Raw genomic sequence first — 24,710 nt, 5'->3', positions numbered from 1 at the left:
TGTGGGGAATAAAGCCATGAAAGTGTTGAAAATTAAGGTCTAAGCAAAGAGAGTAAGAGGCGGCAATTTGCCGCCTCAAATAACGTATTTTAGAACTGATAATTGAAAGTCAGTTTGTAATTACGCTCATCACCTGGTAAACCACCTAAGAAGAGTGCCTTACTGTAATAAGTTTCATCAGTTAAGTTTTCTATATTAAACTGAACATGGTACGCATCAAAGTGGTATGCAGCAGCCATATCCCAACGAGTATAGCTGTCGACTTTAGCCGTCGGTAGACCAAATGAAGGGTGGTTTACCGTTCGCTCACCAACATAATTTACGCCAAGGCTGATTTCGAAATCGCCAGAAGTAAATTGTGGTACCGTATAGCTTAACCAAGCGCCACCCATCTTTTCAGGCACACCTTTTTTAGCGGCTTCTCGTTTTGCTGGGTCACTTTCTTGCTTCTTGATTGTAACAGCATCTTGGTACGTGGCATTAACGTTCAGTTTCCAAGCATCTGCAAGCGCTAAGTTCAAGTCTAGCTCTACGCCCTTAGTTGTTTCGTTGTTATCGTACTTGTATTGTGGAATACCAGCATTAAACTCAGGACCTTTTTGGTCGTCATATTCAGGGTTTGAATATCTTAAGTTTGTGCGTTTTGTTTCAAATACAACAAGTGAACCAAGTAAGTCCTCATCAAAGGCTGTAAAACGAATACCTAGGTCAAGAGTTTCTGATTCTGAGTCCGGTGGATTTGGCGTTGTTACCCCATCCGTAACAGAATTAAGGATACCAAAAGCAGTTCGGCCTTTACCTACATTAACGAATGCCGAAAGCTCAGGCATGATTTGATAGTTAACACCAAATGTATATGTAGTTCCCGCATCATCGGTGTCATTCTCAGGTAAAACTTCTTGCGTACGAGCCGTGCCTAAGTGTTGATACTCTTGCTTGATACCTGAGTATGCAAACCCAGCTCTCATGGTAAGTGCGTCGGTTAGGTACAGAACTTCTTGAACACCAATGCCGTAGGCTTGTAATGATTTATTGTAATTGCTTCTTACAATTGGGTCGTAATCCATAAATTCGCCGGTTCCCCAGTTCGGGTTGCGAATGTCCAAAATGTATGGAATGGCATTGCCTGATTTGTTGCCGTCGCCGTCATAAGCAGACCATTGCTTAAATGCCATGCTACGGTTTTCAAAGTTTGCACTCACTAAGTGCTCGCCACTGATATCGCCATAGCTCCAACCTAACTGAAGATCGGCAAAATACTGCCAAGTCTTTTCGTCAGAAACGGCTCTGCGGTACTCTTGGCGACGTGCTGCAAATGGATGAACTTCACCGTCTTCTGTTACAAGTGGTCCACGTGGATTTGCATTGATGATTGAACCATGGGTCCTGTCAGAGCGATCCCAGTATACATAATTATATGCACCTGTTTGGCGCACCAAATCTGATTCATATTTACGCCATAGGACTTGTTGAGTAAGCGTTGAATCTTCACCAAGATGCCAATCATGGCGCACTTTAAAGCGCAGCTCTTGACCTTCGTTTGGCGTCGAAAGTGGAGAGATTAAGCTTGTATCTCCTAAGTCGTAAGGTCTTAATCCGTCGGTCGCAGAGATAGACTTTGCTAGCTGCTCACGCTGTGCATCAGTAAGTTGAATACCAAGGTATTTCTTATTGCCATCTTCATCGGTTATGAACTTAGAGTCGTTAGGGACATCGTTACCAGTCAGTGCTCTTGGAGAACCATCAATGCTGTCCCAGTTCACGATTCGTACCGGGTCGCCCACTGAATCAACTTGAACGGCATCGTCAATGAATGCTGAAGAGAACAGAAGCTCATGATCTTTAGAAGCGACAAACTTAACGCTTGCGTAGACTTCGTCGCGGTCTTGCTGCAGGTCGCGATAACCATCACTACGTTCATGGTTTACGATAACTCGGTAGGCTAAGTCGTCAGTAATTGCGTTTGTAGCATCTAGCATTATGCCGTATGTATTCCAGCTACCAACTTTTGTGCTTACTTCGTAAGCTTCTTCAAATTGCGGTTTTTTCTCGATTAGATTGACAACACCACCAGCCGCACCAATACCATAAAGGCCTGTAGCTGGACCTTTTAGTACTTCCATACTGTCAATGTTAGTCATTGAACGAGTAGGGTTATAGTTGTTGCCTAAACTGGCACCACCATACATGCCATCATATGTGTAATTGACGCCAAGGCCACGGATCGCTAGGTTGTCACCAATACCGTAGTTGTTACCCGCTTGGCTAAAACCACTCACGTTGCGGATTGCGTCCTGTAAGGTATTTGCTGTTTGTGAGTCTAGTAACTCTTTGTCTACAACAACAACAGCAGCAGGTGTTTGCATTAGCGCCATGTTAGATTTAGTTGCAGTGCCTGATTCTAAAATCAGTGCATTGTGTTTGTTATATACGCTGATGCGCTCAATGTCAGCTTGTGCTTTATCAGCCGCATGTGCTGTTGCAACAACACCACCAAGCAAGGCAACTTTAACCGCAGTTGCGACGACACTTTTTGAATTTAGTGAACGAGAGAATTGCATATTACACTCCATACTACGCAATATGATTGTTTATTCGCAGAGAGCGCGCATACTAACAGTGATGGCAAATGATAACAACTCTCATTTGCGTTTAATAAAAGTTGCCAAAGTTACAGGGTGTTAATGGGTTTGTTGAATGTTGTTTTGGTGTGTGTAGGTGGTGTGTATTTGTTTCTTAGTTTGTGCTTTAAGTTGAATAAATAATTTTTAATGTAATGAATGTTATTTGGTTAAAGGGCTTGCTACTGGTCGTATGAGATTGAAAACTAGATGTTTTCTTTATCACATGCAGCGGTTTTTACGAGTTCTATATAATGGGCGAGGTTTTTATTAGCTTCGTGTTCAAAGTGTGAATCCAGTGTTGTTAAAGAGACGACTCTGTCGAGCCTGAACTCTCGATATGCCTTTCTAAGTAAACAATATGCAATGACTGTCCATTTTCCACCCCAATAAACGAGTCCTAGCGGTTCAATTATCCTTTCACTTGTTTCTTGTTTCACATCTTTGTAAGTCATGGACAGGTGATTCTTAGCTTCAATGGCTTCGCGTAATACTTTGTTGTGTGTTTGACATGTTTCATCGTGGCTAAACCCTAACGCATAGTAAGGAAGCGTGTCATTGAGTTGCTTCAACTGATTGGGTAAGACCGCTTCAATTTTAGCGATTGCCGACTGAGCATGTTTGGCTTGATCTGGGTCGGTCCATGCACTAAGCATACGGCTGCCAATAAGTAGAGCTTGGAGCTCTTGCACAGAGAACATCAAAGGCGGTAAATCGCAGTCGCTAATCAAATAGCCTATTCCCGCTTCTCCTTCGACTGGGACACCAGACGTTTGCAGGTTTTGAATATCACGGTAGATTGTACGCTCAGACACCGCGAGCTTTTCAGCTAGCTGCTTTGCTGTTACTGCAACCTTGCGTCCTTTTAGCAAGTTTACAAGTTGAAATAACCGTTCCGATTTATGCACAATCTACCTCTTTCTATTTATGCGTCACAGCTTTTTGTCAACACGGTATGATGACTGATCCCAACTGACTCTTTATCGACCAAAGCACAGAATGCTTGGCATACATCTACTTCTTCAAACGCAGCCTGCATTTTTTTGTTGTCTTCTAAAGTTTCCCAGTAGCTGACATCCACGAATGTATCAGTATCAGCTTGATGAGCCAATGAACGATATAAAAAACCGGATTGTTTGGCTGCAAATTCTTCAAAAGCTGCACTTTTCTCTAGCATTTGCTCAGTCGATACGCCCGCATTTAATTTGAATGTTACGATTTCAATTATGTTCTGTTTCATTATTTAGCTCCTTATGTTTGGAGGCTTTATTAAAGCAAAGGGTAATGTCAGCGACTGTCAGTAGTGTGCAACAGGTATGTTGATCACCAGAGTATGTCCAGTTATCGACAATGCTTAGAAGTACACATTCAGTTAATTAATGGGCTTATTACTCGGTATTTTTAACAAAAGGTATGACTTTTGATTCAGCAGCTTAGTTGCTAATTAGTCTACTAATTTTTTCATCTATTTTTGTTATCGTATTGATTTAAAAGGAAATATTTACATGTTTGATAATTGGTTTTTTTGGTTTAACAAATATTTAATCAAGTTTAAATGGTAATAAAATACGAAATAATTTGTTACATTTATAAATAAAAATAATTATTGTTACTGTTACATTTTTCGTAATTTATCATTAGTATGTGCCTCGGTTACTTTTGACCTAAAAGGATTAATTTAAAATGAAGTACAGTAATAAAGTTGTATTAAGTAGTGCAGCTATTTTAGTTGGTGTGTTATCTAGCAACGTAATGGCACAGCAACAAGTTTATGCAGAGAAAACAAAAAAATCGGACTATAAAATTGGCGGCAGCAGCAAAGTCTATGGAAACATTAAAGTTACACAAGGTTATCGTGACTGGTGTGACAAGGACTCTGTAGGTTGTAAAAGCCGTTCTTATACTGCAAATCGCAATGCCTCTTTGGACATTCGTCTTTGGAAAGCGCGTTTAAGAGACTTAGCTCAAGCTAATATCGACCAAACTCATAAAGCTGTTATTCAAACTGACTTAGTCAGTGGCAACAAACTATTTATCGGTTATAAGCTGCAGCAAAGTCAAATTGACGCGAACCTTAAAAATCATGATGGTAAGGTCATTTGGAGAAATGACTGGAGCTATGGTGAAAACCAAAAAGTGGGTGTTAACTTCCACCTAAGTGAACTCAACGGCATGTTTAGTGAAATGGCTCGTTATACAAGCCGAGCAAAACAATGCTTTAGAGATCAGGTTCAAGCTAGTCATAAAAAAGCGATGAAGGGCGAGCACTCTTGGTTCGGTATGTTTAAGAGTCGCAGTACGCGTAGCATAAAGCGCCTGATTCTTGATAATGCAATCAGTGGCACGATTAACAACTGTGCACCGAGTTTAAAGAGCCGAATTGCATACTATCAAGGTGGTTTGTCTGACGAATTTGCGCATGACTCAATACAACCAGGGCTGCGTTGGTCAAAACGTTTTGAAAAGGACTACTTTGAGCAGTGGCAGCACGATACAACCGTTGACACAAAATGGGGTGACGTAACGGCTGATTTTAAATTAAAAGCAAACTATGGCTATAAAGCGGCGCTCTCGCTGGATGCGCTTGTTTGGAAGCAACAAATGTATGCTAATTTCGACCCATACGTTAAGACTTGGTTTGACGTAAATGGCTCATTTGGCAGTATTGATCTCGAAGGTAAAGCTGACCCGCTGGTTGAAGCAAAGCTAGACGTTGGCATTGGGTATGACGCGACTGAACATGAGGTCTGGGCTGAAGCTCGTCTGAGATACCATACTCCGTCAGGTAAAGTCGAAGGCTGCTATGGATTCCTATGTGCAGACCTATGGGAAGAAAGAGGTTCTTGGAAGTATAAGAAACTCTATGAAACCACTTGGTATTGGTAATACTTGACTAAAAATTGGGAGGGGGCTTCCCCTCCTTTGTAGTAAAGGGCTTTCAGGATACGACGACTCTCAATGAACTCGAAAAAATTACTCTTAACAGCACTCGCAATACTGGCAAGTGGAGCCACAATTGGGGCATTAGTCATAGGAAATCAGTTTTCACAGCAACAAACTGCAAATTACCAACCTAATGAACAAATCAACCAAAATGGCAATCAGCTCCCGTTTTTGACTAAAGCGAGCTATTTAGCAAACATAGAACAAAATATCGAATTACAAATTACAGGTACGAATAGTCAGGCTAGTCAGAAAAAAGTGACTTCGTATCAAGTCCACGCTAATTTACAGATCCAGCCATTGGGTCAGTTACAACAATTGTCATACGCTGGGGCGTATTTTTCGGTGCAAGAATCATTATTTGACGGCCAATCTGCCGCCGAGTTAAGAGAAGTATTTAGTACGCCGGTCATTGTAGGTTTTGACAAGCAAGGAAAATTATCTGCTTTATATACCCAAAGACAATTATCACCAAGTGATTACAACCGCTTTTACTCCTTTTTTTCTACAGCACAGTTTGTCGAACCGGATACAAAACCTACAACAACTTGGCATGCTGAAGAAGAGCGGGATATGGGGCTGGTTAGTGTAAATTATTCAGCACAAGGCAGTCACGTTACTAAGTCGGTTGCACAGGTTTTAACAACACAATTTGCAATTCCGGGTATTGAAGCAGACCCGACAAGTTCACGTGCTGAGTATCGCTTTGATGCGCATCAACTTGCTGAACTAACCGCTTTAGATATGTACGCCTTTTATCGTGAAGGTGAGCTTGTCTCCAAACTAAAAAATCATATTCACTTAGTGAAGGAGGTTAATGCTCACTATGCTAAAGATACACCTTGGTATACAGGGAAAGTGGACCTACCCAAGATGTTGAATGCATATTTTGGCAAGCCTGGCGAACAAGTCACGAGCAGCTATCGACAATATAAACGTAATAGTCAAGAAAGCACCATATCTATCAATGAACTACTTCAGGAAATGAAAACCAAGCTCGCACAGGGTGGCGACAGAGAAATGGTGGGTAACTATATGTCCATCCTCACTGGAGTTTTAAACCAAAATCCAGAAGAAGCTTTAGCCTTGTATGAGCTATTTGGAGACGAGGCAGTACCTGATTGGCAAAAAGGAGCAACGCTTGCTGTGCTAGGAGACAATCAATCCGAACCCGCTCAGCGACTGTTGACTCAAGTTTTCCTGGATGAGGATCTCGATAATTATGCGCGATTACATGCACTTGCTTCCTCTATCAGCATTCAAACGCCTTCTTATGAACTGTTAGGTGGTCTGGAAATGATGGTAGAGCGGAGTTTAATCGAGACAGACTTGGATGATAATACGTCAGAGTTATACGAAACTGCTTTATTAACATATGCAGGTGTTGGGGCTGAGTTGAAGGAGTCTGACAGTTACAAAGAAACGATTAGACTCAAATTACGTTCGTTGGCCAAAGAGCACCCAAATATGAGTCAAGATTATATAGTTACCGCGATGGGAAATAGCCGGGATCCTAAACTAATCAAAGATATAACTCAGTTTTTAAACAGCGATGATACTGCGCTCAAACGCGCGGCTATTGCGGCAATAGGGCAATATCCAGAAGAACTCAGTTTTGATTACTTAAAATCCGTGATAGAACAAAACCCTAATACGTATGAAGCGCAATTAGCTGCAAAAGAGCTATCTCGATACGACAGCGAATCGGTACAAAAGTTTTTGCAGGGTATTGATACAGAAAAAACTTAATAGTTACTTGTTCTATGTAAGTTTAAATAGATTGTAAAATTAGGCATAACACGTTTTTGAAATGCAATAACGTCGAGAATAAGTGTTATGTCTAATGATCATTGGCGTTATGCAGGTACTTATTTAATATGCTACCAAAGGCGTTGTTGATGTAGATCTTGTGTGACCAAATAAGGCAGTTGATACTATAACGGTTCACCTCTGCACTAACTTATCTTAGCAATATATCGTTAATACGCTGCCAGCTTATTTAAATTTGCTGTTTAGTGTGGTTTGTCTGCTGAGTTATCGAGGCCCTCAACTAAGCAAACTCTATTTACATTCACCAGCCAGCTCTATAATTTAAGATAAAAACTTGTGCAATTCATCGACAGCTTTAACGTACAATATTGTAAAAATTATTATTTTTACGCAGTTGTGTGTGAAAACCATGAAATAAGTAGTATTTGAGATGAACTCACCTTTTGAACTATTTGGCCTAACGCTAAATGCGGGCATAGCAGTGTCTTTTCTCCCCGCGTTATTGGCCATTTGTACCCTTACAATTTTAATGCATCGAACTTCGCTAGTCTTAGCGCTGTTATCACTCATATTTGCCTATTACTTTAATATTGTTGGTATCTTTGGTGTAGTAGGGGTCTCCTGTTTGTTTTTAATGTGCTTTGGATTCAACTATTTCAAGCAGGTAGCCGTACGGTGGATGCTAGGGTTCGGCATATTTATTTTTGTTATCTTATTTTTTATACATGCTTTTCCGGGGGTTAATAACCCTCTAGTGATTGACTCGTATTCAGTGAGTGAAAACGCAGTGCCCTTTTCTAAGCACTTAAATTTCGACAAACTGATGGTAGCCATTGCGCTTATGGCTTTGGTTGTCCCACGCGGTAAATCACCTAAAAATGCAAAAGCAAAGCAAGTTTTTACTGTATCAACACTTGTTATTTTATTGGGGCTAGCGGGTGGTGTTCTTTCTGGTTTAGTGGAGTGGGACCCAAAACTGAGTCCGATATTGATAGGTTGGGTGATAACAAACTTGTTTATTACTTGCTATGCAGAAGAGGCTTTCTTCCGAGGGTTTTTACAATCACAAATGCAAAAACTTGTACAACACCATCAATTTGGACAAAGTATTACAGTCGCATTTTCAGGCCTTTTGTTTGGGATTGTACACTTACCCGGGGGGATAGCGTATACAGCCATCGCTTCGCTGTTAGGTTTAGGTTGCGCTTATGGTTATCAGAAAACTAATAATGTTTTGGTACCTATTTATATACATTTTGTGTTTAACTTAATACACTTTTGCTTTTTTACTTATCCGTTCTTAGCGTAAACTTAAATGTCTTAGGAGTGCACTTTGTTTTGAAACTATGTGCACTCTGAATGGTCAATATTAATTAACTTTGCATGTTTAAAGAAGGCTTACCTCTTTTACCCATTTACCGTTTTGGTAACTGAAGATTTCATCCGACTTTGAAACGCAAAACTTAGGGTAGTACTTGTCATTATGCAATATATACCTACATACATCAGGCGCTTTAGAGACATTAGACCACTTATTTTTATTGGGGTTATACTTTTGCAGTATATAACTAACATCAGCTAAATTAGCTGAAATGCGATATGCAATTCCATCTTGAGGAGTGTTAAAAATTATACTCCCTATTGTATAAGGAGGGGTATCTAGTTCGTTCCATGTTTGACCATTATCTTCTGATACAAAAAGATCTGAGAAAGCTCCTTGAACTGTATAAAGAGTGATAGTCCCTTGGTTAGAGATATTAAAGTTTGAAAAGCTTTCTGGTAGCTGTAATTTGGATACTTTATTAGATTGCAAATCGATTATATTAAGTAAGTCAGGAGCTAAGCCTATGTAGTACTTCCCATTTACTATTTTTCCATGAGCCTGAGCACCCAGTTTTCTTTGCGTTTTGTAAATAATTGACTTATCGCTAAAGTTACTAGAGCTTAATTCATATATCTTGAGTTCATAGTTTTCACCACCAGATATGACGTAGCGCACATTGTCATAGACAGATGTCGCGACGTATATTTTGTCTTCAAAAATATCTATATCTTCAATATTTTCATTCTCTGAAAATCTAGCTACAACTTGCCATTCGTGACTACCCTGCATATTAAGCAAGAGTTCCCTATTATGATTGGCTGCTAATAGGCTTCCATCATTTAGAGACCTAACAATGTGGATTTCACTTATTATTTCGGTTTGAATAGATTCCCAGCTTCCATCGCTTTTTCTTTTTTTAATAACACCAAGCTCTGAGCCAAAATATAGATTGCCATTTTTATCTGTGCCTGGAATTTGATTTCGCACTGGAGGTAAAGTATTTATCGCTAAGTCAAAAAACTTATCTACGTTAACCTCATTTGCGAGCTGCTCTTTTAGTTCTCCCTGTTGAGCTTTGTGTACGTAGCGGTTAATTAAGCCAACGATTATGCCTTGTCCTGTGCCTTCAATAACCACATCACTGGGTGTCGGCATTTTTTTGGGTGCCCATTCTATCGTTTTACTTTGATCTAAATAAGGTGTGAATTTTAGCTTGTGCTGGGCAAGTAGGTCACTTTCATAACCAAGGTGTTTCGGGAGCCACAATTCCTTGTCACTTCCAATATTGAAGTGAACTAAAGACCCCATATTAGTTACATTTCCGGTCTTTATTGTTATATTCGGAAATCCCTTTATCTTTCTTTGGTTTCCAATTTCTACTATCTTATATTCCCCTTCAGGTAACCAAAGGCCTCTTGAGTCTTTATAGATTGTTGGAAGTGCGTATGTTTTGTGCGTATGTAGGTTTTTAACGACTAAAACTGAGCTAATCCGTGGAAAATTAACGAAAAGATAGCCATGGTTTGTTGAAAGCAATTTAGCATCTTGTAATTTAAAAGTGCTTTGGCAACCACTCAATAGTGCAAAGATAAATACAAAAATTAATATCTTAAATTTCAATTTCTTCCCTTAGCTAGTTAACTGTATGAAAATAAAATTTTGGCGATTATTGTAGCTATTTATTTATATTAATTCACTAATAATATTCTTACCTCCAGCAGTTCTACGGTAGGTAAATAATAGCAATGTGTAAAAAGTGAGCTAAGTATCATTGTTTCTTATTTATTTCGAGTACGAATCACTATTACTGTGCTTATCCGAGCATGTCTTTATGAGGTTAGGGGTCATAGGTAAAGTTGCTAAATCGGATTTAGGGTTGGCTTGTCCCATTATAAATAGAACTACTCTCCAATGACATATTTTTATGTAATCCCTCTGGTTAACATCTTGAAAGTTTAGTAGGTTAGTAAGTTAAATAAATCAGGTAGTCATATAAGTCTAATAAACAGAAATTAATCAATGATTGGGGGGAGTAGTGTATAGAAAGTTAATTTTAGCAACAGGCCTAACGCTTTTATCAAGCACAGTGTTTAGTGTGAGTGCACAAGAATTTACTACGCCACAGGCAGCTGTTAACTCATACATTAAAGGGGTGAGTGAAGGCGTTGGTAAGCGTGTAGAAGCGGCATTTCAGGAAACAGCGACAATTCAATTTTTTGATAGGCGAAACATGTTTCATAATTATGACCGAAACCAATTTGTTAAAATGGTCGATACTGGAAATAAGTGGAATGCCAAGATCGAAATCACTCAGCTTCTAAGAACTAAAAATGCAGCTAACGCAACTGTTGAGTTCACTTGGGGTGAAAATAAACAGCATGGTTATGTCGACTATTTGAATTTAATCTTTGATGGTAAAAAGTGGCAAATTACAAGTAAAGTGGCGCAGTACGTAGAGAGAGAAAGTGTTAAAAATGGCGCTGTAGAGTAAAGTCTCGCTTGCATGTACGCTGGTAATTAACCAGCATTATAAGGGGTTTTTGAGCTAATTTGTATGTGCTTATTGAAAGGAGCCTCGCCATATTTAGTTACCCAGTCTGTGTTTAGGGTCGGTTGCAAAAACAGAGCATGCAACATATCAATACTTACTCGGGTAATAGGTTCCGTTAGCCCGAATGCTCGAAATCCAGTGTTCATAAATTTCATGGGCAGTATCGAGCTCTTCGGCAGTTAGTTGTAAATATTGGCTTTGCTCATATTTTGCATAGCGGTTATGCGTGTCGCTATTGTCAGTGATCTGAGCAATGACTTTGTTCAATGCATAAGCGTTCGCAAGGCTATTTTGGCTTAGTTGTTGAGAGTGGTATAAATATGATAAATATTTTAGTGCTTGCTCACTGCCATGCAAACCCGCTTGTTTCAAAAAAGACACCCTTTGCTCAATGTAGGTATCTTGCTTTAGTATGTACTCATCTCGCGATAGAGATTTAAACCCCTGAAATTCCATATAAAAATCTGGCCGTATCCTGGTGAAATGTTCTTGTGCTGCGACCGATCCGCTGTTTGCGGCATCCTCTAAGTACGAGAAAAATTGGCTGCGCTCTGATTGCGTTATGTAATTACAATAATTGAACTGCTCTATTGCGGTGTCCATAGATGACGTGCCGTAACCGTCGCTGGCGTATTCATCTAGCTTTTTTTGCAGGGCAGTATCGTCTAGTGGTGCGCTAAGACAATATTCTAAATTCATTGCGATGATGTATTTTGCCTCAACATCTCCATTTTTAGCTGCGATTTTTAAAGCCGTAAATACACTATAAAAGTTATTGGGCAACTTCCACTGAGGCTTGTCCATGACTCTAAGCTGACCTGAGTAGATTGTTAATGCATTAATTTCGCCCTCGACGTTTACAGGCTCGATGCGCTCATGTAGTGATGTTGTGTTGTTTTTTGATTGGGGTGAATAAGGGCTTTTTTTACGCTCAACATGTGCAACCGCGGGTTGTTGGTATTGCGGTATATCTTTTGGCAAAAAACGAAGCGAGACCAATACCGCCAGTGCAATAAAGATGATGAGTAATATCAGGACTTTTTTATTGATAGTTAAATTGGTCAATGCTCTTTGCTCTACTTTATTTAATGTGATGCCAGCCCTCGAAATAATATAGAAGTCGCGAATAAATAGAAATAGGGGAGCTTTTCCGTTGACAAAATTCAGTCTGTTCACAATATGGATAAAATAACAATGACTTGTGCTCCGAGATATCTGGGTCATGTAACATCTGTGTCATGGGCAGGGTCCATGGGTAATTGTATAAACCTTTTAAGACGCCTAAATGTGTTAGCTAAGCTTACGAAACTTATGTAAACTCGCCGTTCACAATTTCAAAGAGGTGAATATGGAATTATCTGCATGGTTGAGCTTGGCATTGATTTGTACCTTGGGGGCAATGTCGCCAGGTCCTAGTTTAGCTGTCGTTGTTCGGCATAGTATCAATGGGGGAGCTAAATCTGGAATTGCGGCCAGTGTGGCACACGCACTCGGTGTAGGTAGCTATGCGGCACTGTCTATTTTGGGTCTTGCCAGTTTAATTTCTCAGTTTCCAGTATTGTATACGGGGCTATTGTACTTGGGGGCTGCATATTTAGCTTATCTAGGGTTCAAGATCCTCACGAGCAAATCAACTGGTAGCAACGACGCGCAAAATGAACGGGTCGCAAGCAATTGGCTTACTGCTGCAAAAGAGGGGTTTATGGTCGCGTTTATTAATCCTAAAACTGCAATCTTTTTTGTCGCTTTGTTTTCTCAGTTTATTGACCCTGAAGCTATGACGGTATCTTTGGCTTTCCTGATGTGCTTTACAGTATTTGCCATTGATGCAATATGGTTTATTTTTGTGTCAATTGCTACATCGTCAGCCAATGAAAAACTAAATTTACAGTCTCGCCAGTCTGTCATCTCAAAAGTACTGGGTGCTGCTTTTTTACTGCTAGCAGCAAGAGTTCTATATCAAACTTTCTGATATAAGGTGCCTTGTCGGAGCGCTCAGAATCAATAGGCAGTCTTTTGCCGCTCACAAGTCAGGATCTTGAGAGCGGCACTTTACATACTGGCTCAGTATGAGCAATTTAAGCACAGGGTTATCACGCGTCGCTTGTGAAAACTCTAGGGCAACTTGGTGTTTAGCTCGGGAAACTGCGCGTTCTACTTGAATATTAATTTCTAATCCACAGGCGAGTTCTAGACAAGCATGTCCATGCAAAAATAGTTCGACAGACATATAACTATTTAGCGGAAAGGTAATAACGCAAGCCCCTGATAGTGAAAGGCTGTCTACAGTAAATGTAAGCTTAGGGCTATCACTGTTACTAGCCAGTTTCATTGAGATTTTAGGGGATGGGTGAAAGCGCCAGTTTCGTGGAAAACCATGGTCGTCAATGATATTAGGCAATTGGTCGATAAGCGTGAGCAAAGCCATTTCATTCTCATTTTCTTCATGTAACAGCTTATGAGGTATGTCTCTAGTAAATAGTTTGAGTAGACTGTTGGCGTCAAATGACTGCAACGCAACATGTTGATCATGAGACAGTAATAGGCTAAGTGGATCGAACATGAGTAGTTGCGCCAATAAGCCTTGTATTTTATTCCTTTGCTGTGAATCAGAAACTACTTGGCTATTCATTTTTTCCAAGTAGGGTCGCTCTACAACTTCATGTATGTAGTCCAATTCGTCTTGCGTTAATTTCATCGCTCACAACTCACCCAAGTAAGTATGTAATTACTGAGCAATATATATACCGATTTGTTGCGGATTTTGAAATTAAATGGCGCTGCGATGAGGCAGCGCCATGAAGAGCTGTATTATCTACGAAGTGTGCCGCTGAACCTAGTGTGGTGGTCTGGACTGTCTTCATTATCAAGCACAGTAGGATGCGACAACATAATGACATCGACATTCCAACCATCGTCGATTTTTGCTGTCGGTGTAATAACATAAGCTTCTACTGCAAGGCCTGCACTGGGTGTGACTGCTTTCAAATTTAGCTGACCAAGTGTCACAGTCCATGTGAAGGCACGGGTTTGGCCATTGGTGACAAAATCAGCCGTACCATTACTATACATATCGATATAGTGAGTCGTGTCTCCATTTTTAAGTGCAAATCGCTCATATTTGAGCTTATAAGGGTCTAGATAAGGTTGAGTACTATTAGGCTTGACGCGAACAACAGCTCCAACTTCATCTGTATCTTTCCAGTGCAATACATCAGGGCCTGCTTGATACAAGAAGAAGGTCGTGTCATCGGTATTCAGCTGGTTTAGTTCATAAGTTAGCTCGGTAAGACCTGAATCAGCATTGTATACATAGGAGCCATAATTAATGCCCGGGCCATCAGACATTGAAGGGTTGTATTCTGCTTCAAAGAATTTATTATCAGGCAGAAATACGTTCACAAAGATTTTGTCTGTGCTCAGAGGGTATTCGATAAAGCCACCCACCCTTGGCTCGTTTGAGTCAATTAAGCGTTCTAAAATGGTGGGACTTTCCCCTTGAATGTCTAGTGTCAGTTGGTTGTTGGCAACCGTGGCAACGTGCATCAGGTTGGAATCAAAACCATACACACCATTAGTGTCAATGACCTTAGATACCATCAACTCTCCACTAGACTCATTCCAAGTTAGGCTACCAATCTCTAGCCCTGCAAAACCTTGTGGGTCTTGATCTGACTTCAATTCCATATGCACCCATACGCCATCACGGATCACAATGACAAAATCTGGGGAGCTGGGCATATACCAAGTACCATCTATAGCCAGTGGAGTCGTTGTCGGCGGAGTGGTAGACAGAGAACGAGAGGCTAAGGCAAAATCAAAGTATAGATCTCTAACCTCACCTGAATCACAACTGGTACCTTCTGGGTAGCCACATACATTGAGATAATCTCTGTCGAACATGTTGATCTTAGTGACACCGACAGCACCCATTTGATCGATTTTCAAAAGCCCTTGAGCAATAGAGTAAGTGCCTATTTCATTGCCATTGGTAAGCACGACGCGAGACGATGAGTTATCTTCATTGGTTTTTACCGTAAATTGATTGGAGAGCACCTGACTGTCTTCAATAAAATACATAGATTTACCGTCTAACCAAAAATAGTCAAATTGCGTTAAGGTTGATTGGCCTTTAAGGTACTGCACAACTCTTGAGCTGTTTTGGCTGGTCGCAGGGTAACTAACACGTGCAAACCACGCGCTACTATTGCGCGATATCACTTCGATTTTTTGGTGCCACTGGAGTGTACATTGTTCGCTGGTGGCGTTTTCAGAGCATTGACGAACCGACATGCCTGTACCTGACGAACTATCAATATAGTTTACCATGTCAAGCGTTCGGCCGGAGACATGCCATGCATCTCTTAAGTTACTCAAGAAGTAATAAGAAGCGCCATTTACATAATTGTCGATAAAATTATTGCGTAGTTCAGACGAGCCATAATGTTCTCTAAAGCGCCCTAAAGCATCACTTTCAGTGAGTGTAATTTGTTGTTCGGGTATCATCAAGCCGCTGCGCCTTCTATGGCTTTCAGACTCTGTTTTCTCGGTCGTAGCCCAGAACTGATACCCTGTATGCACACCCTTAATCATCCAATAAGTAAACGTTTTAGCTGCAAGTGTATCTGTGGCGGCTAAGGTAATGGTCAACGTATTATTAGCTATTGACCATGAGAGCGAGCGAGATTCACCTGATGGAGTTTGTGCACTGCCGGTGCCATCGCTATTAAAGGTAACCTTGCTGGCAAACTTGCCTGTCTCGACATAGTAAAGTGCGTTGATGTACCAGTCGCCACTGAATTTGCCACTATCAGGTGTGATGGTATTACTCTTATCAATCATGGATAGCTCTGCTGGACGGGAGACATCACTGCGAAGCACAGTACCTTCGCCTTCACTAACGACGGTAATTTCGTCGCCTATGAAGTTAATACTGATAGCCTTAGCGATTGGATTCTCATCGATAACAGAGAAAGTAGCGCTTTTGTATTTGAATTGGCACACAAGCTGTGAACCACCGCTGTCTGTACAAGGAAAGCCGTTGCTGCGAACATCGCCTACAAATGTAATACTGACAAGGCCTTGTTCGTTTTGAGTCCAAGTAATATTGCCACTGGAATAATCAGCAAAAGTACCGGTGTTGTCTGCGCTGAAAGTGGCCTCTAAAAATAAATCCTCAAATCGACTGGTCGAGCCAATCAAAAAGTCACCGGTAATGCCTGTCTGGCCACTGTCTACTAGGTCGCCATCGTCTTTTATTTCATTTTTTGTGCTGTCAATTAGGGATGGGTTTTGCTCGTTAATGGTATTCGTTAAGTCATCGACCGCGGTTTGACTAGACACTAAATCGAATGTTGAGTTCACGCCCGGAGGTAAATCAAAAGCATCGTCACCCTCGCCATCGACCACTATTTTTATTAGCGCAGCTAGCGTGAGCTTTTCATCAGCGTCTATACCAACTAGAGCTTGGTTAAGTACACTTTGAGATTGTGGTATACCAACTTCTTTGGTTATCAATGCATACTCAGATGTAGTGACATTGGTAATATTCACGCCGAAGTTGTCATCTTTATCTAGCACTCCATCTTCACCAGCTTGTGACTGTATTGAAGCAAAGCTGGGCAGCTGAGAATAAAACTCGACTTCAGACTGTGTGGTACCGCCTTTTGCGCGAATGCGCACCAAGTCATCCTCCATGGATTCGTCCACATCGAGTGTATATGTATATTTACCTTCGGCATCGGCAGCCAACTCAAAGTTCTGATCGCCGATAATGATCGTTAAACCGGCATTGGGTATTGGACCATCCGTCACTAAACCCGTGATTGTGACCGACTTAACAATGCGTGACACACTTAAATTGAAGTCAGCACTTGCTGTTGCGTTGTCATCATCAGTAACAGTGACGCGAAGTGTCATGGTTGTGTCTTCGGTTACGTCAGGCGTGGTAAATGTTACTGTTTGGGTCGCGGAATTTGTCAGCGTTGTTGATGGTCCCGAAACAATTTGCCATGAATATGATTCTACAGAGCCATCGCTATCACTGGCTTGTGCCGTCAGTGAAATCTCTTTTTTTTCTTGGATGGAGTTCTCGCCACTGATAGAAACTGTTGGTGCATTGTTTTGTGGCTGTGTGGGGGTTGGCGTCGGCGTTGGCGTTGTCGGATTGCCCGAATCTCCACCAGATGAGCCACCACAACTAGCAACAAGCATACTTAGCACCAAAGTACTGACAAGATGCATCCGTTTGCATGAATAAAACATATTATTGTTCCTCTTGAAACGCACGATACAATCTGTGCAGATTATGTATGGTTTAATGTTTCGCTCACTAAAGCATAGTAAATGGTCGTAATTCGTACAGCCAATTTGGCAATTAAGTTAGTCGCATTTTTATGTTGCAAATCTTATATATTTTGAAGTAGTGTTTACCGATAATGTTTTTATAATTTTCAGCGGTTTAGAAGCATTTTTGACTTGGCCTTTAAATTATAAAATCATCTTATTAACACTTTGTTGATACTTTAACTGGTATGCTGAGTTTATATATTCTTTAAATAAGCCGATGCGCCTTTGATAATCAGGGGTATATAGGTTTTTTTAGGCTGAAATTTCGTATTTATTATAAGAAAGGAGTTTTTATGTTGTACCCAGCTCCCTTATCTCGTGGCAGTAAAGTCGCAATTACAGCGTTTTCTTCTGGCGTGCCAGCGGCTTTGCATCCACGTCTTGATGTGGTGTTAAGTGATTTACGTATTCGAGGGTTTGAAGTGCTTGAAGGCAAGTGCTTGAGAGAGAACGCCAAGCATGTGAGCGCGTCCGCCAAAGTGCGCGCCAAAGAGCTCATGCAATTTTTATGTGATGAAAATGTTGATGCTATTATGGCGCCTTGGGGCGGTGAAATGGCTATGGATTTACTGCCTTTATTGGATTGGAATAGGTTACAACATGCCAAGCCAAAGTGGATACTCGGCTTTTCAGATGTCAGCACAGTGCTGACATCCATTACTACAAAATTAGGCTGGGCGACTTGCCATGGCACCAACTTGATGCAATTGAGTTTGAATCAAACCGATGGGCTAACATCAAAAGTGTTGGATTTTTTGAGCTTGGCCGAAGGGAGTAGCTTCAAGCAGCACAATGCGCGTTTTTATGAAGCGCAATATGCAGATTACAGCAAAAACCCAAATGCAGCTTTTAATTTAACTGAACCTGTAAAATGGAAAGTATTGAATAAAGGTATACGGGAAGAGAGCTCAGTCACGTTTTCAGGCCGTTTAACTGGCGGCTGTTTAGATATTCATATGATGCTTTATGGCTCTGAGTTTTTTAACCCAAAAGCCTGCGAGAATGAGTCATTTATTCTTTATTTGGAAAATGCAGAATTGTCGCCAACGCAATACTTCAGAGCACTACAAGGGCTAAAACTGCAAGGCGCTTTTAATAATGTATCAGGCATATTGATTGGCCGTAATGCTGTATTGGACAACGACTCAGATCCAGTGAGTGGTACAGAGGCCTTAACCATGGCACTTGGTGAGCTTTCTATTCCAGTGGTCTATGATGTGGATATTGGTCACCTAGCGCCCAATTTAACTTTAATTAACGGCGCGTTAGCCAAGGTTGAGCTGACACAATCTCAAGGAAGTATTACCCAAACATTGATTTAAATGGAGGTGGCCAAGCCACACTCCAATTTCATATTGTTGTTTATCTTATATTTAGGTTAAATACCTCAAATATTACGTTTGGGGGTCATTAGCCCTTCCAATTTGAAATATTTAAAATATACAGTATCGAAAATTTTAAATTCTCGAGAATAATAATGAAGTATTATTACATTACAGCTGTATTTTTAATTTTGACGGTTTTTTCGTTTAATGCTTTTTCATCTGATAATAAAGGTGAGCAAAGTGTTGTATTAATTTCTCTTGATGGTTTTAGGTGGGACTATATTGAAAAGCATGATGCTAAAAACATAGCTCAGATTGCCAATAAAGGTGTCAGGGCGAGTCATATGCGCCCAGTTTATCCAACTAAAACATTTCCGAACCATCTCTCAATTATTACGGGTTTATTACCATCTAACCACGGCATTATTGATAATTACTTTTGCAATAAGCGACGAGAGGAGTGCTATAAAATGGGCACGGGGCTGAAAGATAGCACGTGGCTAAACGGAGTCCCACTTTGGAATCTGGCGGAGTTGCAAGGTGTAAAGGCGGCTACCTACTTTTGGCCAGAATCTGATGCGCGTTTTAATGGCAGAACACCAAGTTACTTTATGCATTACTCAAAGCATGGAAGTTATCAAAAACGCGTTGATCAGATCCTTGCTTGGCTGCAGTTAGAAAGCACACAAAGGCCAAGGTTTGTTGCTGGTTACTTTTCACTTGTCGATGACATGGGACATGATTTTGGACCAGACGCAAAAGAGACTTACGATGCGGTGCAGCTCGTTGATAAATTGATTGGGCAACTTTGGGCACGATTACAATCGGAAGTTGATTATGATGTAAATTTGGTTTTGGTGTCCGATCATGGCATGGTGTCAGTAGAGCCAAATAAGACGATTGTGCTTAGCGAGCTAGATTTTGACTTTGACGATTTTGAAGTTAAAAACGGTACCACACGCGTTCATTTATATAAAAAGCCTCATGCAAACGTCGATATCGAGAAGCTCAAAGCGTATTTCACGAAAGTTGGCGCTGAGCGATTCGAAGTGCTGAGTCACGATGTGTTGAAAGCAAGAGGGGTAACCATCGATGATACCACCGCAGAGATTATTATTGAGGCTACACCGCCCTATGGGTTTGGCACAAATAAAAAGATTACTGCTAAAGGTGCTCACGGTTACCCTTACAGTAAAGACATGGCCGCAATGTTTGTCGCACATGGGCCGGCCTTTAAGCAAGGTTTAATGCTACCAGAAGTTAATAACCTTGATATTTATCCGACAGTTGCGAATATATTGGGCCTACAGTTATTGTCAAAGGTTGATGGCGATGGCAAAACACTGACGCCAGCACTGGCAAATAACTAGTTAATTCAAATAGTATATTTCACGGGCAGTTATTGTTGGAGTTCACATCTTTTACACATAGCGTGTAATAGAATTGCTGCGTCTTTGTAATCGGTCAAATGGTGATTGGGGGTGAGTTTAGAAATGGATCCACATATACTTTTTGACCGTTAACTTCTAGATTAGTGAATTTGTCGCAATTTTTGCATTCGGCAGTTTCATTCATAGTATCTTACTAAAAACAATTATCATTTGAGGTGTAAAAATGCGCTGTATGTCTGCGTTGGTATCAGCACTGGCCACTTTCTTATTACTAAGTTGGTCAACAGCTTCTTGGAGTGCGCCAGTAGAGGTTGCGGTTTTTGAAGCCAAGGACCTTCAATATAAAAATAAACTAGTCCTCAGTGGCACAGTAGAAGCGAAACAGAATGCGACACTGGCAAGTTTAGAAGCTGGTGTTGTGAATGCACTTTTGGTTGAAGTGGGTGATGCCGTAACAAAGGGCCAAGCCCTATTAAAGCTTGACCCGACATTGGCTCAATTAGAATTAGAACAAAGCCAGGCATCTGTTGAAGCAGCTAAGGTTGCGCTGCAAGAAGCGAAACGCCAATTAGAAGAAGTTGAGTCTTTATCCAAAAAGCAATTTGTTGCCCCGACGCTGCTAGCTGAGCGCCGAGCAGGTGTCGCCGCAGCCAAAGCTGAACTAGCTAAAGCAAACGCGACATTCGCAGTGAATAAAGAAACATTAAGAAGGCAAACACTATTCGCGCCTTTTTCAGGCATTGTGATGAAGCGGGATGTGGACTTAGGTGAGTGGGTTACAACGCAAACGCATACTTTAACACTAGTGTCTGCCGATGAGTTGCGGCTCAGTGTAGCTGTACCACAGGAGTACATCAGCGCTTTTTCTCATAACAAGTTCACAGACATTGAGATCAAACCAGACAACGATCAGAGTAAGTTGCTCAAAGGGCAAATTCAAGCTGTGGTTCCAGTGATCAATGCGTCGACGCGCAGTTTTACCGTGCACGTTGAGGTGCCTAATCAGGGTGGCTTTGTGGCCGGTATGTCTGCTCAAGTTGGGTTTGAGTTGCCAAACACGGGCATGCAAGCGGTATGGGTACCAAAATCGGCGCTTAAATACCACCCGGATGGCGCTTTGAGTGTTTTTGTGGCGGACAATAATAAGGCGCAAAGGCACACAGTGAGAATATTGGAGCAGCGTGGTGAACAGGTCATGATTGCAACAGTATCTGGCAATAATGAGGTCCTGACGACACCCATCATAATGACTGGGGTACAACTGCTTAAAAATGGCAGTGACATTACGGTTAATAAGGGCTAAAGCAGATGATAGAAAGCGCCGTTAAACGCGGTACTCTGGTTGCCGTAATATCTTTAATTATCTGCATTTTGGGGTTGGTAACTGCATTAAAAATCCCTGTTCAGATGATACCAGACCTCGAAGTTAGAACCATCACAGTGCAAACTGGGTGGCCGGGAGCAACACCACAAGATGTAGAAAAAGAAATCTTAGTTGAGCAAGAGCGTTATTTACGAAGCTTGCCAAACTTAAAGCGCATGGTGTCTTATTCTCAAATGGGCTCTGCGAGAATTGAGCTTGAATTCCCATTTGGGGTGGACGTGAATGATGCCCTGATCCGCGTGAACAATGCGTTGAGCCAAGTGCCAAGCTACCCTGAAAACGTTGACCAACCAAGGCTCTACTCTAGCTCATTTTCTTCGAATGCATTTATGCATTTTGTTTTAAAGCCGCAACAGGGTAACCCTTTGGACCTTGATGTTGATATGCTTAGAGACTTTGCTGAAGATTTCGTGCGACCGCGCATGGAAAGTGTCACTGGGGTATCTGAGGTACGTGTTGGTGGTGGGGCTGCAAGACAGGTTCAAATTAATGTTGATCCTAGTCGCTTAGCACAGCGAGGCTTAAGTGTAACAGACTTAAGAAGCGCAATTAGAGCACGCAATCGTGACGCGTCGGCAGGCGACATCGAAAGTGGTTCTAGCCGTTTTTTACTGCGCATGGTGGGTCGCTTTGAACAATTGAATGAGCTTGAAAACCTAATCATTGCTGAGCAAGATGGCGTAACAACCAAACTTAAAGACGTCGCAGTTGTATCTTTGGATCACTTTGAATTAAGAGGCATTTCCTATTCTGATGGTGAACGTACTTTGAGGCTATCGGTACGACGCGAAAGTGGCTCAAACGTTATCGATATTAAGCAGCAATTACTTCCTGTTATTGAGCAAATAAACCAAGAGCTACTCGCACAAAATGGCCTAGAGCTGTTACTGATGAGTGATGATGTTCAGTATGTTGAAAGCTCGCTGAAGAATGTGTGGACTAACTTAGCGCTAGGTGCCGTGTTGGCTACACTGGTGATGTTTTGGTTTTTACGCTCGGGTCGCGCCACACTTGTTGGTGTGATCGGTATTCCAATCTGTACCGTTGCGGCATTTTTGGGTTTAATGCTATTCGACAGAACAATTAATGTTATCTCATTGGCTGGAGTTGCCTTCGCAATTGGTATGACAGTGGACAACACCATTGTCGTTCTTGAAGCGATTGTGCAAGCAAACAGGCGTGGCACAAGTAAGCTACATGCTGCGATAAAAGGGGTGAAGGAGGTTTGGCCTGCGGTATTGGCGTCGACTGCGACGACGGTACTGGTGTTTGCACCTATTTTATTTGTTGAGCAGGAAGCTGGGCAGTTGTACTCAGATATTGCTATTGCTGTTTCGTCAGCGATTATTGCCTCTATGCTTGTCGCTATCTTTATCGTGCCGACGACTTTGGCTAATTTGCCTAATCGCAAAGAAGATATAAAAACGGTATCTCTTTCTAAACGCTGGCTTGGGCTAGTTTCATTTTGTGTTGCGACTAGAGCGAGAGCGACAGCTATCACCGCAGGGTTTGTCTTCGTGACTTTGGGCGCAGCTTATGCGTTGATGCCCGCAGCAGAATACTTGCCTGAAGGCGAGGAGCCAAAGGCATTCTCGATGATGATCGCACCACCGAGTTATAACTTGTCCGAAATGAAAGAAATTGGCGATGAGTTGCGAGTTTACTTTAATGGCCATGTTAATGCTTCCAGCGACGCGTTTGACAAGGGTGAAACGGATATGCCACCGCTTGCGTATTACTCAATGTCGGTGTCTATTGGACGCATTTGGTTTTTAAGTGCGCCAACTGATCCAGATAATATTCAAGCAATGATGGACGCGATTACCGCTAAATTTAGAAGCTACGAAAAAATGCGAGCATTTTCGGCTCGAGGCTCGATTATTTCTAGTAATGATGGCGGCACACGTGCAGTTGCAGTGGATATCGCAGGTACTAATTTAACCGATTTATACCGCGCTGCTGAGGCGGTGTATCAGCAAGCACAGGTTACTTTTGAAAACCCTCAAATCAATTCAGATCCTCGCGCATTGAGCCTAGATCAGCCACTGATAGAAATAAAACCTAAGTGGCAGCGATTAGCTGAGTTGGGTATCAGTCCTAATGACTTTGGTTATACGATTTCTTCGTTAAGTGATGGCGCATATGTTGATGAGTTTATTCTTAATGATGACAAGATTGATATGTTCATATTTAGCCATCAAAAACAGCAGCAAACTATCGAACAACTTGCGACCTCTCCAATTGTGACGCCTTCAGGAGATGTATTACCCCTGAGTGCATTAGCTGATCTGGTTGAAAGCAAAAACAGTGATAGTCTGCGTCGCGTAGATGGCAAGAGAACAGTAACTGTTTACATTATCCCGCCAAGGGATGTGGCACTTGAAACCGCAGAAGAAATTGTCAGAACAGAGTTATTACCGACACTATGGCAACAGGGCAAAATTGCGCAGGGCACTAAGTTATCTATTAGTGGCGCTGCGGACCAATTAGAAGCGACTCAAGCTTCGCTCTCGAGTAACTTTGTTGTGGCATTAGTATTGAGTTATTTATTGCTCGTCGCAATTTTTACTCACTGGCGCTACCCATTATTTATCTTAGCAACAGTTCCTCTGGGTATGGCTGGTGGGTTGTTAGGTTTAATCTCGGTAAATGGCGTAAACGTTCTATTGGCAAACTTCGGTATGACGCCGTTCCATCAACCTTTCGACATGATCACGATGTTAGGTTTCCTTATTTTGTTGGGAACAGTGGTAAACAACCCAATTTTAATCGTGGACCAAACTCGCAAGTTGATAGTCGATCAAGGTATGGAGGTAGTCGCTGCGGTGAAGCAAGCGGTTGCCACACGACTCAAGCCGATACTGATGTCCACGGCAACTACATTATTTGGATTGGCTCCGTTGGTACTTATACCGGGAGACGGAACTGAATTGTATCGAGGGGTTGGCATCATAGTATTGTGTGGCATTGTGTTTTCAATGCTCTTGAGCTTAACCTTTTTACCTGCATTATTAGTTAGTGTGCTTGGCAATAAGCGAGCGCACTAACGTTAT

16 protein-coding genes are annotated in these 24,710 nt (G+C 41.5%); 9 read left to right on the top strand and 7 right to left on the bottom strand.

What is annotated here, in order from left to right; all coding sequences use genetic code 11:
* Window positions 1-89: 89 nt before the first annotated feature.
* The 3 genes from N480_RS09480 to N480_RS09470 all read right to left on the bottom strand — a co-directional run bounded on the left by N480_RS09480 (window position 90) and on the right by N480_RS09470 (window position 3,861).
* Window positions 90-2,561, bottom strand: a complete 2,472-nt coding sequence (locus tag N480_RS09480; RefSeq protein WP_063372272.1) for a TonB-dependent receptor — start codon at window positions 2,559-2,561, stop codon at window positions 90-92.
* A 266-nt stretch (window positions 2,562-2,827) separates the two neighbouring features.
* The gene (locus tag N480_RS09475; protein WP_063372271.1) at window positions 2,828-3,529 is read right to left on the bottom strand and encodes a helix-turn-helix transcriptional regulator; all 702 of its coding nucleotides are present in this window, start codon (window positions 3,527-3,529) and stop codon (window positions 2,828-2,830) included.
* Between the two features lie 17 nt (window positions 3,530-3,546).
* Window positions 3,547-3,861 (bottom strand): antibiotic biosynthesis monooxygenase family protein, encoded by a 315-nt coding sequence (locus tag N480_RS09470; protein ID WP_063372270.1) that lies wholly within the window; start codon window positions 3,859-3,861, stop codon window positions 3,547-3,549.
* Between the two features lie 443 nt (window positions 3,862-4,304).
* On the opposite strand from N480_RS09470, the gene N480_RS25605 reads away from it, so the two are divergent.
* The 3 genes from N480_RS25605 (at window position 4,305) to N480_RS09455 (ending at window position 8,643) form a co-directional block, all read left to right on the top strand.
* Window positions 4,305-5,507, top strand: a complete 1,203-nt coding sequence (locus N480_RS25605; protein WP_063372269.1) for a hypothetical protein — start codon at window positions 4,305-4,307, stop codon at window positions 5,505-5,507.
* Between the two features lie 72 nt (window positions 5,508-5,579).
* Window positions 5,580-7,313, top strand: coding sequence for a HEAT repeat domain-containing protein (locus N480_RS09460; protein WP_063372268.1), 1,734 nt, complete (start codon window positions 5,580-5,582; stop codon window positions 7,311-7,313).
* Between the two features lie 451 nt (window positions 7,314-7,764).
* Window positions 7,765-8,643, top strand: coding sequence for a CPBP family intramembrane glutamic endopeptidase (locus N480_RS09455; RefSeq protein ID WP_063372267.1), 879 nt, complete (start codon window positions 7,765-7,767; stop codon window positions 8,641-8,643).
* A gap of 78 nt (window positions 8,644-8,721) precedes the next feature.
* Here N480_RS09455 and N480_RS09450 read toward each other — a convergent pair whose 3' ends face one another.
* Window positions 8,722-10,278: a hypothetical protein gene (locus N480_RS09450; RefSeq protein ID WP_063372266.1), complete on the bottom strand. Its 1,557-nt coding sequence runs from the start codon at window positions 10,276-10,278 to the stop codon at window positions 8,722-8,724.
* Between the two features lie 415 nt (window positions 10,279-10,693).
* Between N480_RS09450 and N480_RS09445 the strand changes: the two genes are divergently transcribed.
* Window positions 10,694-11,149, top strand: coding sequence for a nuclear transport factor 2 family protein (locus tag N480_RS09445; RefSeq protein ID WP_063372265.1), 456 nt, complete (start codon window positions 10,694-10,696; stop codon window positions 11,147-11,149).
* A 147-nt stretch (window positions 11,150-11,296) separates the two neighbouring features.
* Here N480_RS09445 and N480_RS09440 read toward each other — a convergent pair whose 3' ends face one another.
* A complete protein-coding gene (locus N480_RS09440) occupies window positions 11,297-12,274 on the bottom strand; it encodes a hypothetical protein (protein WP_155732809.1) in 978 nt (325 codons plus the stop codon).
* 283 nt (window positions 12,275-12,557) lie between these two features.
* Here N480_RS09440 and N480_RS09435 point away from each other — a divergent pair, with 283 nt between their 5' ends.
* Window positions 12,558-13,181, top strand: a complete 624-nt coding sequence (locus tag N480_RS09435; protein WP_063372263.1) for a LysE family translocator — start codon at window positions 12,558-12,560, stop codon at window positions 13,179-13,181.
* A 51-nt stretch (window positions 13,182-13,232) separates the two neighbouring features.
* On the opposite strand, the gene N480_RS09430 is transcribed toward N480_RS09435, so the two are convergent.
* The gene (locus tag N480_RS09430; protein ID WP_063372262.1) at window positions 13,233-13,907 is read right to left on the bottom strand and encodes a hypothetical protein; all 675 of its coding nucleotides are present in this window, start codon (window positions 13,905-13,907) and stop codon (window positions 13,233-13,235) included.
* A 113-nt stretch (window positions 13,908-14,020) separates the two neighbouring features.
* A complete protein-coding gene (locus N480_RS09425) occupies window positions 14,021-17,422 on the bottom strand; it encodes a PKD domain-containing protein (protein ID WP_063372261.1) in 3,402 nt (1,133 codons plus the stop codon).
* Between the two features lie 428 nt (window positions 17,423-17,850).
* Here N480_RS09425 and N480_RS09420 point away from each other — a divergent pair, with 428 nt between their 5' ends.
* The 4 genes from N480_RS09420 (at window position 17,851) to N480_RS09405 (ending at window position 24,704) form a co-directional block, all read left to right on the top strand.
* On the top strand, window positions 17,851-18,879 hold the full coding sequence (locus N480_RS09420; protein WP_063372260.1) for a S66 family peptidase: 1,029 nt from the start codon (window positions 17,851-17,853) through the stop codon (window positions 18,877-18,879).
* Between the two features lie 155 nt (window positions 18,880-19,034).
* Window positions 19,035-20,252, top strand: a complete 1,218-nt coding sequence (locus N480_RS09415) for an alkaline phosphatase family protein (protein ID WP_063372259.1) — start codon at window positions 19,035-19,037, stop codon at window positions 20,250-20,252.
* Window positions 20,253-20,496: 244 nt separating this feature from the next.
* Window positions 20,497-21,576: an efflux RND transporter periplasmic adaptor subunit gene (locus tag N480_RS09410; protein ID WP_063372258.1), complete on the top strand. Its 1,080-nt coding sequence runs from the start codon at window positions 20,497-20,499 to the stop codon at window positions 21,574-21,576.
* Window positions 21,577-21,581: 5 nt separating this feature from the next.
* Window positions 21,582-24,704: an efflux RND transporter permease subunit gene (locus N480_RS09405; protein WP_063372257.1), complete on the top strand. Its 3,123-nt coding sequence runs from the start codon at window positions 21,582-21,584 to the stop codon at window positions 24,702-24,704.
* Window positions 24,705-24,710 lie beyond the last annotated feature (6 nt).

This window comes from Pseudoalteromonas luteoviolacea S2607, from assembly GCF_001625575.1.
Classification (GTDB): domain Bacteria; phylum Pseudomonadota; class Gammaproteobacteria; order Enterobacterales; family Alteromonadaceae; genus Pseudoalteromonas; species Pseudoalteromonas luteoviolacea_E.
Note: the sequence above shows the minus strand (reverse complement) of the source record. Positions and strands in the feature narration are given on the sequence as shown.